Annotated in this window: 14 protein-coding genes and 1 pseudogene; 5 read left to right on the top strand and 10 right to left on the bottom strand. The window is 70.6% G+C overall.

Going from position 1 to position 14193, the window contains the following annotated elements:
* The 6 genes and pseudogenes from DJ73_RS14105 to DJ73_RS14080 form a co-directional block, all read right to left on the bottom strand.
* Positions 1–630, bottom strand: a pseudogene (locus DJ73_RS14105) (TSUP family transporter); the annotation flags it as partial.
* The gene (locus DJ73_RS20440; protein WP_176451144.1) at positions 631–789 is read right to left on the bottom strand and encodes a hypothetical protein; all 159 of its coding nucleotides are present in this window, start codon (positions 787–789) and stop codon (positions 631–633) included.
* A gap of 383 nt (positions 790–1172) precedes the next feature.
* On the bottom strand, positions 1173–1790 hold the full coding sequence (locus DJ73_RS14095; protein WP_094522716.1) for a hypothetical protein: 618 nt from the start codon (positions 1788–1790) through the stop codon (positions 1173–1175).
* Positions 1791–1904: 114 nt separating this feature from the next.
* Positions 1905–2690, bottom strand: coding sequence for an ABC transporter permease subunit (locus DJ73_RS14090; RefSeq protein ID WP_094558268.1), 786 nt, complete (start codon positions 2688–2690; stop codon positions 1905–1907).
* Complete coding sequence (locus tag DJ73_RS14085) at positions 2683–3711, bottom strand: ABC transporter ATP-binding protein (protein WP_094558267.1); 1029 nt, start codon at positions 3709–3711, stop codon at positions 2683–2685. Before DJ73_RS14085 ends, DJ73_RS14090 begins: the two co-directional genes overlap by 8 nt.
* Positions 3701–5299 carry a COG1361 S-layer family protein gene (locus DJ73_RS14080; protein ID WP_094558266.1) on the bottom strand — a complete coding sequence of 533 codons (1599 nt, stop codon included), beginning with the start codon at positions 5297–5299 and terminating at the stop codon, positions 3701–3703. The genes DJ73_RS14085 and DJ73_RS14080 overlap by 11 nt, the downstream gene beginning before the upstream one ends.
* A 186-nt stretch (positions 5300–5485) precedes the next feature.
* Here DJ73_RS14080 and DJ73_RS14075 point away from each other — a divergent pair, with 186 nt between their 5' ends.
* Complete coding sequence (locus tag DJ73_RS14075; RefSeq protein ID WP_094558265.1) at positions 5486–6589, top strand: alanine--glyoxylate aminotransferase family protein; 1104 nt, start codon at positions 5486–5488, stop codon at positions 6587–6589.
* A 106-nt stretch (positions 6590–6695) separates the two neighbouring features.
* Here DJ73_RS14075 and DJ73_RS14070 read toward each other — a convergent pair whose 3' ends face one another.
* On the bottom strand, positions 6696–7244 hold the full coding sequence (locus DJ73_RS14070) for a hypothetical protein (protein WP_094522706.1): 549 nt from the start codon (positions 7242–7244) through the stop codon (positions 6696–6698).
* 361 nt (positions 7245–7605) lie between these two features.
* Here DJ73_RS14070 and DJ73_RS14065 point away from each other — a divergent pair, with 361 nt between their 5' ends.
* The 4 genes from DJ73_RS14065 to DJ73_RS14050 all read left to right on the top strand — a co-directional run bounded on the left by DJ73_RS14065 (position 7606) and on the right by DJ73_RS14050 (position 11763).
* Positions 7606–7857 (top strand): hypothetical protein, encoded by a 252-nt coding sequence (locus DJ73_RS14065; protein WP_094558264.1) that lies wholly within the window; start codon positions 7606–7608, stop codon positions 7855–7857.
* A 195-nt stretch (positions 7858–8052) separates the two neighbouring features.
* A complete protein-coding gene (locus DJ73_RS14060) occupies positions 8053–9072 on the top strand; it encodes an aldo/keto reductase (protein WP_094558263.1) in 1020 nt (339 codons plus the stop codon).
* A 68-nt stretch (positions 9073–9140) separates the two neighbouring features.
* Entirely contained in the window at positions 9141–10778 is a 1638-nt protein-coding gene (locus tag DJ73_RS14055; RefSeq protein WP_094558262.1) for a lipopolysaccharide biosynthesis protein, read from the top strand.
* Positions 10779–10857: 79 nt separating this feature from the next.
* Positions 10858–11763 (top strand): M14 family metallopeptidase, encoded by a 906-nt coding sequence (locus DJ73_RS14050; protein ID WP_094522698.1) that lies wholly within the window; start codon positions 10858–10860, stop codon positions 11761–11763.
* Between the two features lie 7 nt (positions 11764–11770).
* Here the strand turns inward: DJ73_RS14050 and DJ73_RS14045 are convergent, their stop codons facing one another.
* From DJ73_RS14045 to DJ73_RS14035, 3 genes are all read right to left on the bottom strand, one after another.
* The gene (locus DJ73_RS14045; protein ID WP_094558261.1) at positions 11771–12148 is read right to left on the bottom strand and encodes a DUF5811 family protein; all 378 of its coding nucleotides are present in this window, start codon (positions 12146–12148) and stop codon (positions 11771–11773) included.
* 57 nt (positions 12149–12205) lie between these two features.
* Positions 12206–13546 carry an NAD(P)/FAD-dependent oxidoreductase gene (locus tag DJ73_RS14040; protein ID WP_094527940.1) on the bottom strand — a complete coding sequence of 447 codons (1341 nt, stop codon included), beginning with the start codon at positions 13544–13546 and terminating at the stop codon, positions 12206–12208.
* 66 nt (positions 13547–13612) lie between these two features.
* Positions 13613–14158 (bottom strand): pyruvoyl-dependent arginine decarboxylase, encoded by a 546-nt coding sequence (locus DJ73_RS14035; RefSeq protein WP_094522720.1) that lies wholly within the window; start codon positions 14156–14158, stop codon positions 13613–13615.
* Between the last annotated feature and the right edge of the window lie 35 nt (positions 14159–14193).

Below are 14193 nucleotides of genomic sequence, written 5' to 3'. Positions count from 1 at the left end.
CGGACGAAGCCGCCGCCGACGCCGAGGAACCCGGAGATCAGGCCGACGCCGCCGCCGACTCCGGTGATGGTCCCACAGCGACGCCTCGCTCCCGTCCGCGAGCGTCATCATCGGCGGAACGTTGTACGACTTGATCTTCCGGGCGATCTCGGGGACGTCGTCCTCCGGCGTGACGTCGGACCCGCCCTCGCTCTCCGCCTCCGGCCCGTCTCCCCCCGCGTCCGCCTCGTCGTTCAGCGCGTTCCGCGTGAAGAGGATCCCGATGGCCGCGAGCAAGATGACGTACGCGACGCCGACGACGACGCTCGCGATGCCGAGCACCTCCAGCCCGAACACCAGCCGGCTGCCGAGCTCGATGCCGATCGTGATCCCGACGAACATCAGCGCGCCGAGCCGGTAGTCCACCTGCCCGGCGTCGTGGTGTTTCAACGTCGCGATCACCGCCGTCCCGAACACGAACGCCATCGAGCTCCCGATGGCGACCGGAGCGGAGTATCCCAAGATGAGCAGCGCGGGCGTCACGAGGAACGATCCGCCCATCCCGAAGAACCCGAAGAACACCCCGACCATGAACCCGAAGACGACGAACAGCGCGAAGAGCTCCGCGCTCAGGCCCAGCAGTCCGAGCATCTAAATCCGCTGTATCCGGTTAAATACGGTCGGCGCCAGTTTGTCCTCGAGGATCCCGTAGGCGGCGTACAAAAGCGCCGCCTCGACGAGGACGAGCCCGATCACGACGAGCGCCGCCACGGTCGGGGGCGCGCCGGGGAGCAGCTCCGTGCCCGTCATCGGCACTCCCCTCCGCCTCCGGCGTTCGCGCCCGGCGATGGCCTCGGATAGGACTCTGTCATACATCCGTCCGTAGACCGCGTGAGTTGATAATGGTTTTGGGATTAACGTACAATACTATATCCGCATGACGAACGGGACACCTTCTGTAACTTATTGGTAAGTTACGCACTCGACGAGCCGGCGCCCTCGGCGGTGGAATCGGCCAGTGATCCCGGTGTTTCGGCAGCGAACCGTCCGCGGACGGGGACGCCCGTTGGAACGGCGGTCCCCGCACGAGCGGAGCGGGTCGAGTCTCTCGTGACGGCTGCGCGCTCAGTTAGCAGTGCGCATTGAACGGCTCGGCAGCCGCGACGAGACGGACGGTGTCGAGGCGGGGCGGGCTACTCGCCCGACTCCGTCTCCGCGTACCGGTCCGGCAGGTACGGGGTCAGCGCCGCCGGCACCAGCGGGATCACGAGCGCGGCGAGCTCCGCGAGATGCCGGCGGAGGACGGTGTAGACGGCGGCGACGAGCAGGGTCCCGGCCACGATCAGCCGGAGCGGGCCGTCGAGCAGGTAGAGGAGCGGGAGCGACAGCCCGACGGAGAGCGCGAGGTCCTCAGCGGCGCCGTCGTACCTGACGCCGGAGCGCGGCGCGACCCAGCGCTTCCGGTAGTGGTCGTACACCGCGCGGTCGGAGTTCCCCTCCCACGGCCGCAGCTCCAGGCCGCCGCCGTACATGTCCGAGACGCTGTGGAGCGCCGCCCCGAGGAAGAACAGGGCCGCCCCGACCGCGGCCGCCGAGGGGGCCGCTAAGGCGACGACGAGGGCGACGACGGCGGCCGCCGAGTAGTAGACCGGGTAGTGGAGGGTCTTCCGGTGGCCGACGTACATGTCGAGGTCGGGGAACAGGCCGCCCAGGAACCCCGCGACCAGCCCCACGGGCGCCAGTTCCGGCGCCACGCGCACGAGGGGCGCGGCGAGCAGCATCCCGGCCAGCACGTGTGTCGGCAGCATCATCGTGGCGGAACGAAAGCGACAGAACGGTATTAACGTGTCGGCGGACCGGAAGTGGCCACCGGGTCGAGTCGATCGATCCGGAAGAAAGCGCTTAACTGCCGTATCTCGAGCGTTTCAGATGTCTCTCCGCTCGAACAGCACCTGCGAGAGGATGAGCAGTCCGACGAACGCGACGAGGAGGATGGCCGAGTCGATGGGCTCGAACGACCCGTCGATCAGGATCGGCGTCGGTTCGTAGTAGTGCGTCGGGCTCAGGTACTGTATCCAGTCGTACGCGTCGGCGCCGCCGACGACGGACTCGACGAGGTACAGGACGAAGACGGTGCCGACGGCGGCCCGCTCGGCGATCGCCGCGCGGTCTACGGCGACCGAGAAGACGAGGCCGACCCCCGCACAGACGAGGAGAAACGGGATCGACAGCAGGTGGGCTAACAGCAGGTGGTCGAGCGGGACCGTCTCGCCGACGACGACGACGAATAGGTAGATGATCGGGCCGCCGCCGGCGTTGACGGCTATCATCGGGACGAGCAGTCCCGCGAACTTCTCGACGAGCAGCCGTGACCGCGTGACGGGAAACGACAGGAGGAGCTCCATCCGCTCCGTCTCGATGTCGCCCGCGACGGTGCCGCCGGCGGCGTACGCGAAGTACAGCCCCAGGCCGAGCAGCCAGACGAAGTTGAACACCTGCGCGCCGAGGAACCCCTCGATGGTCGACAGGCTCTCGATGCCGAACGCCTCCAGCATCGCCGGGGGCAGGTCCCTGAAGACGTCCTCGTAGTTGACGCCCTCCAGAACGGTGAAGTACCAGACGATGAACCCGGCGTACGCCCCGACGCCGGCCGTGAGGATCGCGGCGCCGCCGAGCCGCCGTCGCCCCTCGTACCGAGCCGTCTCAAACATTCGTCGCTCCCGCCCCGTCGCTTTCGTCCGGCGTCTCCACCCCGTCGCCTCCGTTCGGCGTCTCCACCCCGTCGCCTTCGCCTCCCCCGTCCGACGCCCCTCCGGCGTCGTCCCCTCCGTCCGCCGACTCCTCGCTCCCGTAGTAGTGGGCGAACACGTCCTCGATCGGGGGCTCGCCGATCTCCACGTCGCTGACGTCGTGGGTCGCGAGTTCGCCGAGGAGCGCGTTGACGTCGCCGGCGTAGACGAACTGGACGCCTTCGGCGAACCGCTTGGGGTCGACGACGCCGTCGAGGCCGGCTATCGCCGCGACCGCCGCGTCGCTCGCGTGCACCCGCACGTGTTTGCCGCTCCGGTGGAGCAGCGCTTCGACGTTCTCGAGCTCGACGAGCCTCCCGGCGCGGAGGATGCCGACGCGGTCGCAGACCCGTCGCACCTCGCTCAACACGTGCGAGGAGAAGAACACGGTCGTGCCGCGGTCGCGCTCGTCCCGGACGAACTCGTTGAACGCCTCCTGTTTGAGCGGGTCGAGCCCGCCGGTGGGCTCGTCCATGATCACGAGGTCCGGGTCGTGCATGAACGCCTGCACCAGTCCGAGCATCCGCTTGTTCCCGGTCGAGTACTCGCGTACCGGTCGGTCGACCGGCGGGGTGAACAGCTCCAGCAACTCCTCGCGGCGGCCGTCGCCCTTCATCTCGCCGTGGTAGTCGAGCACCGCCTCGCCGGTCACCTCCCCGTCGAAGCCGAGGTGAGCGGGGAGGTACCCGATCCGGCGCTTGGCCTCGGTCAGCGCTGCCTCGTCGCGGATGTCGGCGCCGAGCACCCTCGCCGTCCCCGAGGTGGGTTTTAACAGCCCCAGCAGCAGTCGTATCGTCGTCGACTTCCCCGCCCCGTTGGGCCCGAGGAACCCGAACACCTCTCCCCGGTTCACAGTGAACGACACGTCGTCGTTCGCGACCACGCTCCCGAAGTCCTTCGTGAGTCCCTCGACGACGAGCGGGCGGTCGGTCTCACCGGACATAGAACCACCACGCGCCGGTGGCGACGAGGAGCAGGAGGACGGTCAACACGGCGGCCTCGACGGGGACTCCCCCGCCGGACGACTCGACGACCGAGGCGGCGACCGTCGCGGTGTCGCCGGTGACGCGGACCCCGCCGGGGTCGGTGTAGCCGATCTCGACGCTCGCCGGATACCGACTCGGCGGCGCGTCGCCGTCGATCGAGAGGTCGAACGCGACCCGGCCCGTCTCTCCGGGCGCCAGCGACGGGATCACGGTCGTTCGGAACTCGCTCTCTAACGGCTGGTCGACGGCGAGGCGCAGTTCGACGTCGCGCAGTTCGACGTCCCGACGGTTCGTCACGTCGAGGCGCAACACGCCGTCTTCGCCGGCCGCGAATCGCGGGTCGACCGCGGACACCGTCACCGCGTCCCGGCGCTCGGCGACGGGAACGCGTACCGCCTCCCGCGTCGTCCGTTCCGCGTCGGCGGCGCTCCGGTAGCTCGTCGAGAGGACCAACTGCAGCGGCACCGAGTCGGCGTCCGCCGGGATCTCGCCGCGGAACCGGAAGGCGGCGCTCTCGCCGGCCGCGAGGTCGCCGACGGCGTACCGCGGACTGCGGGGGACGAACGCCCCGTCGCCGACCGCGAGGACGACGCTCCGAACGTCGCTCGGCCCGTCGTTGCGGATCGTCCCGCTGACGCTTCCGTTCTCGCCGACGCGGAGCGTGGAGTCGTCGACCGCGACAGAGAAGGACTGCTCAGGCCGCGGTCGGAGCCCGACCGGGATCCCCTCGTGCGCGTCGCGGATGCCGTCGACGTCGGTGTATCGAACGGTGCCGGTGAGGTCGAACGACTCGGCGGCGGCGTCCGCGCGGACGCTCGCCGGGAACCTGACCGTGGCGTTCGCTCCGGGGGCGAGCCGGTCGATCCGCGCGGTGTTCCGGTCCGTCTCGCCGAGCGCGACGTCCGGACCGTTCGCGGCGAGTTCGATCGAGAGGTCGCGGGCGGGCTCGCCCCCGACGTTGGTCACGTTCACCGCGATCGTCCCGGCGCCGCCGACTTGGACGTCCGTGCCGACCGTCCGCATCGCGAAGCGGGGCGCGTCGTCGACGGTCACCGATACGGACTCGGTCCGCGTCCGCGTCCGGTCCTGCACGATCCCGCTCCGCGGGGCCGAGAGGAACGTGTGCGAGTACCGGAGCCGCACGTCGAGCGAGTACCGTCCCGGCTCCGCGTCGGCCGGGACCCTCACGGAGACGGGCACCTCCCGGACCGCGCCCTCGGCGATCGACCCGACGGCGAATCGTCCCGTCTCGACGACGAGCGGCGAGCCGTCGTTCCGGACCTCGACCACGACGCCGCGCGCGGTCGTGACCGCGGCCCGTCGGGCGTCCGACCCGGCGTCGACCTCGCCGTCGTTCGCGACCTGCACCGCGAGCTCCGTCGCCGTTCCCGGTGTCACCGTCGAGTCCGGGACGTACACGTCCAACTCGGGTTCGCCGCGGACGAACGGCGGCTCCTCCTGGGCGACGGCGAGTCCGGCGAACGACCCGACGAGGAGCGCGAGGACGGCGACGAGCGCGAGGGCCGGGGCGATCCGTCGGGTCATTCACCTCACCGGCCCGACGGCCGCGGGGCGTCCGTCCGCCGATCGAAGCGCGCCCGAACGGGAGCGCGGGCGGCGTGTCATACGCCCAACTCCTCCCGCCGGTCATATATGTTTACGCGTGTCGACGGACCGCGCCGACCGCGGCCGGTACGGGGCGCTTATCTCGCTGGAACCGAGTGTCTCGGTATGCTCATGACGCCGGGACCGACCGCGGTCCCCGCCCCCGTCCGCGACGCGATGAGCCGCGAGCTGATCAACCCCGACGTGGACCCGGAGTTTCAGCGGATCTACGACCGGCTCACCGACCGGTTGGCGGCGGCGTACGGGCTCGAGCCGAGGGAGGCCGACCGACCCGCGGGGACGGGCGACGGGCCGGCCCGCGACGTCGTCGTCCCCGGCGGGGAGGGGATCCTCGGTCTGGAGGCCGCGATCGCCTCGCTCGTCGAGCCCGGCACCGAGGTCCTCTGCCTGTCGAACGGGCTCTACGGCGACGGCTTCGCCGACTTCGTCGAGTCGTACGGCGGCGAGGCGACGCTGGTCTCGGCCGACTACGACGACCCGCTCCCGCTCGCGGAACTGGAGTCGACCCTCGCCGACGAGGGCACCGACTTCGACGTCGCGACGATGGTCCACTGCGAGACGCCCACGGGGGCGCTCAACGACCTCGGTCCCGCGCTCGACCTGTTGGAGGGGGCCGACGGGGAGGTCCTCACCGTCGTCGACGCGGTCTCCTCGCTCGGCGGGGTGCGGGTGCCGACCGAGCGGATCGACGTCTGTCTGGGGGCCTCCCAGAAGTGCTTCAGCGCGCCGCCGGGGCTCACCACGGCCGCGATCAGCGAGCGCGCGTGGGCCGCGATGGACGAGCGCGACCCGCACTCGCTGTACACGAACTTCCTGCCGTGGCGCGACACCTCCGGGGGGTTCCCGTACACCCACCTGACGACCGAGGTCGTCGCGCTCGACGCGGCGCTCGGGCTGTGGCTGGAGGAGGGCCTCGACGCGGTCCGGGAGCGACACCGCACCGCGGCGGCGCGGTGTCGTGAGCGCGGGGCCGAGTCGGGGGTAGAGCCGTATCCGGGCCCCGAGCGCAGTTCGCCCACGGTGACCGCGTTCGCGGTCCCCGGACGAGCAGCGGAACTGCAGGAGCGCCTTCGCGAGGAGCACGGCGTGCTCGTCGCGACGGGACTCGGGGAGTTAGCCGGGGACATCCTGCGCGTCGGCCACATGGGTCACAGCGCTCGAGTCGACCGCGTGGACGAGACGATGGACGCGCTGGCGGACGTGTTGTAACCCCGGACCGACGTCGTCGAGGGGCCGGTGAGCCGGCTCTCGTGGGACCCGCCGGAGGCGAACCGCTCCGACCGGCTCGGGTCTCCACGAGGCGCCGACGGCGCGGTCAGGCCTCCGCGACGTCGATGCGCAGTTCGTACGTCTCCTCGCCGAGCGTGATCGGGTTCCCGGTCTGCCGTATCGAATAGCTCCCCGGAGGGGCGGCGAACTCGTACGTCTCGGACCGGGAGCCTCCGGGGGCGAGCGCGACGCTGATTCCGATGTCGTCCCCGCCGGTTACCCGACGCCCCTCCGTCTCCACGTGCTGACTCTCGACGTACTTTTCAGTCCACAGGATCGCGGCGGGCGCGTCCGGGTCGTAGAGCACTCCGAACGGCTCCGGAGCGCCCGTCACGTACTCGATCTCGCGCTCCGTTTCGTTTCTCGCCGTCAGTTCGACGACCGCCGGGGACCCCTCGCCGATCTCGGAGCGGCGAACGTCGCAACTGAAACCGATGGCTCCGTCGCCGGCCACGCGCGAGAGCGACGCCGTGACCGAACGCCCGTCGCCCGACCCCGGATCCCCGGGCGTGCCGTCCCGACCGACGCTATCCAAACACCCCGAAAGGGGAAGCGCCGACAGTCCGACGACGGAGAGGGCACGTCTCCGCTTCATGGCTCCGACTGGCGTCCAGTTGCGAATAATATTGTCGATGGCACAAACGGTCGTGTGAGACTCCGCTTGCGGGCCGCAGAGACCGGCCGTCTCAGACGGGAGCCCGCCCGGCGAACGGGAGTTCGGCAGAGCCGGCGAGCAGTCCGCGAGTATCGACGACGAGGCGGCGGTGAGCACCGTCTCGGGAGCCTCAGATCTGCCATTTATAACTCACCGGCTCCGTTGAAATCCTCACTCCGTGATCGGTCACAGTGGCCGTGCTGAATACAGCGCGCATATTCACGGTCGGCGGAGTCAGTTGTACAGTCGGTTTCGTTCTGGTAGGGCTAGCGTTTAGATGCCCAGCGTCCGAATACTACGTATGCACTGGCGCAGACGGCGCGACTTGGAAGGCGGGAAGGAATTGGGGGTCTGGTTGCTCCTCGACGACGGAACCGTCGAGAAAGAACTGTACGTCGAGTCTCACGAGTACCGAGGCGGCGATTTTGACGTATACACTGCATCTCCCGACGGCGAGTGGGAGCACAACGGTACTTTCGAGACGGCTGACGACGCGTTCGACGCGGCTCTCGCACAGATCGAGGAGAGTCAGTTCCCTCTCGAAGGTACGTGAACGGCCACTTCTATTCCGCGGACTTGATCCTAACCGGCGGTGTACACACCCTCTGTATCCAACACGGAGCTTCTATCGACTACAGCTGAGTTCTACAGAGCCAGATCGTCGTCTCCGTTGCCGGTCGTCCGGTCGTTGCCCGCGGTTCCGCCTCCGGAACGCCCTTGCCCGCGCCCGGACCAATTGGGAGTGAACATGAATCACCGCACGCTCGGGGACGTCGGCGCGGTCAGCGAGGTCGGCTACGGCTCGTGGCAGATCGGGAGCGACTGGGGCGACGTGAGCGAGTCCGAGGCCGTGGCGGCCGTCGAGACCGCCCGCGACGCCGGGATCGACTTCTTCGACACCGCCGACGTGTACGGCGACGGGCGCTCGGAGCAGATCCTCGGCGAGGTCCTCGAAGACGACCTCGCGCGCGGCGACGTGACGGTCGCGACGAAGGCCGGCCGACGGCTCGACCCCCACGTCGCCGACGGGTACACCGAGGCGAACCTCCGCCGGTTCGTGAATCGCTCGCGCGAGAACCTCGGGATCGAGACGCTGGACCTGGTCCAGCTCCACTGCCCGCCGACCGACGTCTACTACCGACCGGAGACGTTCGACGCGCTCGCGACCCTCGCGGACGAGGGGCGGATCGCGAACTACGGCGTCAGCGTCGAGCGCGTCGAGGAGGGGCTCAAGGCGGTCGAGTACCCCGGCGTCGAGTCGGTCCAGATCATCTTCAACCCCTTCCGCCAGCGCCCGGCCGACCTGTTCCTCGACCGGGCCGCCGAGCGCGACGTGGGCGTGATCTGTCGGGTCCCGCTCGCCTCCGGCCTGCTGACCGGCGCGCTCTCGCGGGACGACGTGTTCCCGGAGAACGACCACCGCAACTACAACCGCGACGGCGACGCCTTCGACGTCGGCGAGACGTTCGCCGGCGTCCCCTACGAGGCCGGACTGGACGCGGCCGACGCGCTCGCGGCCCGCGCCGACGCGGTCGCCGCCGACCCGACCGACGCGACCGGCGACGGCCTCTCGCTCGCGCAGTTCTCGCTCCGGTGGATCCTCGATCACGACGCCGTCTCGACCGTGATCCCGGGGTCGACGACGCCTGAGCACGTCCGCGCGAACGCGGCCGTCAGCGACGCTCCGCCCCTCGGCGAGGCCGCCCATGAGACGGTCCGCGAGGCGTACGACGAGCGCGTCCGCGAGCACGTCCACCACCGCTGGTAGCGAAGGGGGTCGGCGACGGAACGAGTCGCTTTTCTCCCGAGACGAGACAGGACGGATGGAACCGATCCGTGGTCGACGGAGCCAGCGCCGAAACCGACGGCAGCCCCCCGGACGAGTCCGCGAGCGGTAGCGACGCCCCGGGCGGTAGCGACGCCCCGGGCGACGACGCCCCGAGCGACGGCGATACCGATTCGATCCCCGACGACGAGCGCGAGGCGCTCGTGACCATCGCTCACGGCGCCGTGGTCACGTCCGGCGGCGTCTCCGGGCAGCGAGCGCTGACGGCGGCGACCGAGTTCGTCCTCGCGCGGGGGCTCGGCCCGACGGCGTACGGCGTCTACGCGCTGGCGTGGCGGATCGCCCAGCTCCTGTCTCGGCTCGTCACCTTCGGGAGCGTGCCGGCGCTACAGCGGTACCTCCCAGAGTACGCGGACGACCCGCGACGCCGGGGCGTCGTCGCAGGGCTCGCGTACGCGACGACGCTCGGCTTCGGCGCCGCCATCGCCGCGGGCGTCTGGCTGGCCGCGCCGCGGATCAACGACCTCACTGTCGGAGAAGCGGCCTTCCCGGGCGCGATGCGGGCGTTCGGCTTCCTCGTCGGGTTCCTCGGCGTCGTCATGGTCGCGTCGGGGATCTTCCGCGCCGTCGGCTCGGCGCGCGGCGAGATCGCCTTCAACAAGCTGCTCCGCCCGGGAGTCCGCCTCGTCGCCGCGGTCGCGGCGCTGGCGCTGGGCTACTCGATCGGGGGCGTCGCCGTCGGCATCGTCGCCGCGACCGCGCTGCTCGCGGCGGTCGCCGTTCCGCTCGCCGCGCGGGTGACCGGGGTCGTCCCGTCGCTGCGGGGCGCCCGGCTGGAGGCGCGGCGCTTCTACGACCACGCGGCGCCGGTCGCGATGAGCAGCCTCGGGAAGGTGTTCCAGAACCGCGTCGACGTGCTGCTCGTGGGGGCGCTCCTGACCGCAACGGCCGCGGGGGTGTACAACGTCGTGCTCGTGCTGATCGCGATCGCGTGGATCCCGCTCATGTCCTTTAACCAGCTCCTCCCGCCCGTCGCCTCGGAGCTGTACGGGAACGGCCGGACGGCGACGCTGAACGCGGTGTACGCCTCGGTGACTCGGCAGATCGTCACGGCGGTCGTCCCGATACTCGCCGTCCTCGCGGTGTACGGCCGGGAGCTGCTCGGGCTGTTCGGCGACCCGTACGTCGCGGGGTACGTCCCCCTCGTCGTCTACCTCGGCGGGGTGTTCGTCGGCAGCGCCGTCGGCGCGACCGGCTGGCTCCTCATGATGACCGACCACCAGTACGCCCGGATGGCGCTCGACTGGCTGCTCGCGGTCCTCAACGTCGCGTTGACCTACGCGTTCGTCGTGCGCTTCGGGCTCGTCGGCGCCGCGCTCGGCACGTCGCTCGCGATCGCCGCCCAGAACGGGATCCAAGTGCTACTGCTCCGCCGGTTCGAGGGGCTGTGGCCGTTCGACCGGACGTTCCTCACGCCGCTGGCGGCCGGGGGCGTGGCCATCCTCGCGATGCGGGCGGTCCGCGCGGCCGCCCCCGGTCGAGCCGCGGTCGTCGTCGGCGCCGCGATCGGTCTCGCGGCGTACGCGGCGACGCTACGCACCCTCGGCGTCGACCCCCGGGACCGGCTCGTCGCCCGTCGCTTGGCGGAGCGGTACCGGACGGCGCTCCGCCGCCGGTTCCGTCGCTAAGCCGTCGTCGACGGGTCGCGGCCGCGCCGCGCGAGCGAACGGCCACCCTTTATTATTCGACCGGCGCGTACCGTGTTCCATGGAAACGATCGAGCGCGGGTCGGCCGGCTCGGCTCGCGTCGCGATCGTCGGCGGGATCCACGGCGACGAGCCCGCCGGCGAGCGGATCGTCAGACGGCTCGCCGACGAGCTCGACGAGACGGGCGCGGGGAGCGGACGCGTCCGACTGATAATCGCAAACGAGCGGGCGCTGGCGGCCGGAACGCGGTACACGGAGGCCGACCTCAACCGGGTCTTCCCGGGCGACCCCGACAGCGACGAGTACGAGCGGGCGCTCGCGCCGCGGCTCGCGGCCGAGCTGGAGGGGATGGACGCGGTGCTCGCGCTCCACACCTCGCACAGCGCGCCGCCCCCGTTCGCGATCTACAGCGACCCGACCGAGTCGGTGCGCCGGAGCGTGACCGGGATGCCCGTGGAGTACGTCGTCGACTCCGGCGAGCTGCGGTCGACGACGCTCGACTCCGTCGTCCCCCACACCGTCTCGATCGAGGTCGGCAGACAGGGGAGCGAGGAGGCGGTCGAGTTCGGCTACGAGGCCTGTCTCGCCTTCCTCCGGGCGCACGGCGTGCTCGACGACGAGCCGCCCACGTTCACCGAGACGACGGTCGTCGCGGGCGACGAGGAGGTGCCGAAGGGCGGCGGCGAGCCGCACGTCCACTTCGGGAACTTCGAGGAGATTCCGCGCGGCGCGGTGTTCGCCGAGGACGACGTGTACACCCACCGCGTCGACGAGGAGGGAGTCGTCCCGATCCTCGCGAGCGAACGCGGGTACGAGGATATATTCGGGATCTACGGCCGCGTGCAGGGCGTCATGCAGCCGCCGGACGAGCCCGCCGACGGGACGACGGCGCAGGGGACGTCGGCGGAGGAGTTCGTGGAGGAGGAGTCGGGGCGCGAGGGGTCGACGGAAGGAACGGCGGAGTAGCCCGAACTCACTTCGCGGTCGGCGTGACGTCGCCGACGGCGTCCATCACCTGCATCGCGGCGCTGGCGGCCAGCCCGCGGGCGACCTCGTCGGTGTCGGCGTCGGCGATCCCGGCCTCCAGCTCGTCCGGATCCGGCGTGAACCCGGCCGAGACGGGATGTCCGGCCGGCGGGTTGACCGCGACGGTCGCCTGCGGCCCGTTGGCGCCGACCGACAGCTCCGAGCCGACGGCGTAGCTGTTCGGGAGATACGATTCGGTTCGAGAGACGATTCCGGCGACCGCGCGCCGGAGGCGCCGTTCCTGGTCGGGGGAGAGGTTGACGGCCGCGGGCTTGCCCGCGTTCGTCACGCCCGGTGCCCCGGCGTACGGGTTGTTGCCGTTCATCGAAGACACACTGGGTACGCGGAGCCGGTTAAAAAAGGCGTCGGCGCCCGAACCCCGTCAGGGACGGAGGACGCGCCACGCGACGCTCGGTCGCAGCAGCGACGTCGGCTCTCGTTCTAAGCGGAACACGCGGTAGAACGCATCGGTGAGACGGCCGTCCGCGTGGGCCTTCCGGACGAGCCGGTCGACGTACCTGTTGAACAGGTCCGTCCCCGCCGGCTTCGGTCCCGTCGTCTCGGGAAACCGGAAGTCGCCGCCGACCGCGACGTTCCAGACGGCGTCGACGACGTCGGCCGCCTCGTCGAAGAACCGCGGGGCGAGGTCGTCGAGTCCGGTACCGAGCGCGTGGTGGAGCAACAGCGCGTCTAGCGCCGCGACGGACATCCCCTGTCCGTAGATGGGATTGAAGCTGGCGACGGCGTCGCCCGTGACGACCAGTCCGTCGGGGAACGCGTCCAGCCGCTCGTACCGGCGCCGAACGCTCGACGGGAACGGATAGCGGTGGATCTCGTCGGCGGTCCACTCGCGCTCGCGGACCAGCTCGCCGAGCTCGTCGACCGGAAGGCTCTCCGCGAACGCGATCAGTCCCTCCCGATCCCCGGGGGTGTCGTCGCCGTGGACGCCCTGGACGATCACCTCCCATTCGCCGTCCTCGACCGGAATCGCCGCGCCGCCGCGGGTCCGGGGTGGGTCCGGCGGGACGAAGATCGAATGACGGACGTCACGGGGACGGTCGACCCGGACCGTGGAATAGGTCACGTCGATCTCGACGGACTCCTCCGGCGGGGCCTCGTACCCGTGCGCCGAGAGCCACGCCGGAGTCCTGCTCGTTCGACCGGTGGCGTCGACGACGAGGTCGGCGTCTAGCGACGTCTCTGCTCCCCGTTCACCTCGGTAGCTGACGCCGGTCACTCGCCCCTCGCCGTCGGTGTCGTAGCCGACGAAGTTGCGGTTCCCCCGGAGGGCGATCCCGGGTCGCTCGGCGACCGCCTCGCGAACGACGTGTTCGAACAGCGCCCGACTCGCGCAGTACATCGGTAGTCGGTCGGGACCGTCGGCGAAGAAGTCGCCGGCCTCGTAGTAGCGCATCTCGGTCGCGGCGTCGATCATCAGTCCGCCGGCGATCAAGAGGCGCTCGCCGAACCCCGGAAACAGGTCTTCGAGGGTCGCGCGGCCCGCCTCCAGCATGGCGTGCGGATGGCTCGTCTGCGGTGCGCCGTCGCGCGTCTCCGGCCCGTCGGGGAACTCGTCGCGTTCGAGCACTGTCACCGCCGTGAAGGCGTCGTCGAGCACGCGGGCGGCACACAGTCCGGCCATGCTCCCGCCGACCACGACCGCCCGGTCCCCGAGGTCCGACAGCCGGTCGGGATCGTATCGGTCGACGTTATTCAGTACCATGTTATTAGATGACATGGTAGCCGCTACCGCGTGATTAAATTTTGGAGAGCGGCCGGCGTACGTGGACTACAGGATCGGCTCCGACCGGCCGTACGCGGCGATCACGACCGCGGTCGTGTACCGCTCCGGCGCCGAGGCCGCCGTCTCGACGCGGACCTCACGGTCGGGCAGATCCCAGTCGCGAAGCTCCGCGCCGGCGTCTAACCCCGTCTCGATCCGCTCGCGCACGTCCTCGGCGTCCTCGCCGGTCACCTCGTAGAAGAGGCCCGGGCCGGGGCCGGTCGCCCAGCCGAGTCCGGCGACCACGTCCGGGCGGCGTCGAGGGGCGCGCTTCGACTCGGCGTCCTCCGCGCCGGCGCGGCCACCCTCTCGGAAGTCCACCTCGTCGTCCGGGCCGACGGTGCGACGCGCCTCGACCACGGTGAGCCGGTTGCCGGCGGAGCCGAGGTCGGGCGCCTCCGCGACCGCCTCGACGGTCGCCTCCGCGGGGACCACGGAGGAGACCGCCACGAGGTTGTAGTTGTGGAGGTTCGCGTCCGCGAGCGCCGCGTCGTAGGAGGCCATCGCCGTGTCGGCGACGCCGACGCCGCCGGCGACGTGGATGATGTTCATTACGATCGGATCGACGGTCACCGCGCTAAGGAGTT

It is taken from the genome of Halorubrum sp. Ea1 (assembly GCF_002252965.1).
Taxonomy (GTDB): Archaea; Halobacteriota; Halobacteria; order Halobacteriales; family Haloferacaceae; genus Halorubrum.
This window is presented reverse-complemented; position numbering and strand designations above follow the sequence as displayed.

Coding starts and splice junctions, on each gene's coding strand:
- DJ73_RS14060 (WP_094558263.1), top strand. CDS start 8,053: ATGAATCACCGCACGCTCGGGGACGTCGGCGCGGTCAGCGAGGTCGGC.
- DJ73_RS14040 (WP_094527940.1), bottom strand. CDS start 13,546: ATGGTACTGAATAACGTCGACCGATACGATCCCGACCGGCTGTCGGAC.
- DJ73_RS14090 (WP_094558268.1), bottom strand. CDS start 2,690: ATGTTTGAGACGGCTCGGTACGAGGGGCGACGGCGGCTCGGCGGCGCC.
- DJ73_RS14050 (WP_094522698.1), top strand. CDS start 10,858: ATGGAAACGATCGAGCGCGGGTCGGCCGGCTCGGCTCGCGTCGCGATC.
- DJ73_RS14075 (WP_094558265.1), top strand. CDS start 5,486: ATGCTCATGACGCCGGGACCGACCGCGGTCCCCGCCCCCGTCCGCGAC.
- DJ73_RS14045 (WP_094558261.1), bottom strand. CDS start 12,148: ATGAACGGCAACAACCCGTACGCCGGGGCACCGGGCGTGACGAACGCG.
- DJ73_RS14080 (WP_094558266.1), bottom strand. CDS start 5,299: ATGACCCGACGGATCGCCCCGGCCCTCGCGCTCGTCGCCGTCCTCGCG.
- DJ73_RS14035 (WP_094522720.1), bottom strand. CDS start 14,158: ATGAACATCATCCACGTCGCCGGCGGCGTCGGCGTCGCCGACACGGCG.
- DJ73_RS14095 (WP_094522716.1), bottom strand. CDS start 1,790: ATGATGCTGCCGACACACGTGCTGGCCGGGATGCTGCTCGCCGCGCCC.
- DJ73_RS14070 (WP_094522706.1), bottom strand. CDS start 7,244: ATGAAGCGGAGACGTGCCCTCTCCGTCGTCGGACTGTCGGCGCTTCCC.
- DJ73_RS14065 (WP_094558264.1), top strand. CDS start 7,606: ATGCACTGGCGCAGACGGCGCGACTTGGAAGGCGGGAAGGAATTGGGG.
- DJ73_RS14085 (WP_094558267.1), bottom strand. CDS start 3,711: ATGTCCGGTGAGACCGACCGCCCGCTCGTCGTCGAGGGACTCACGAAG.
- DJ73_RS20440 (WP_176451144.1), bottom strand. CDS start 789: ATGACGGGCACGGAGCTGCTCCCCGGCGCGCCCCCGACCGTGGCGGCG.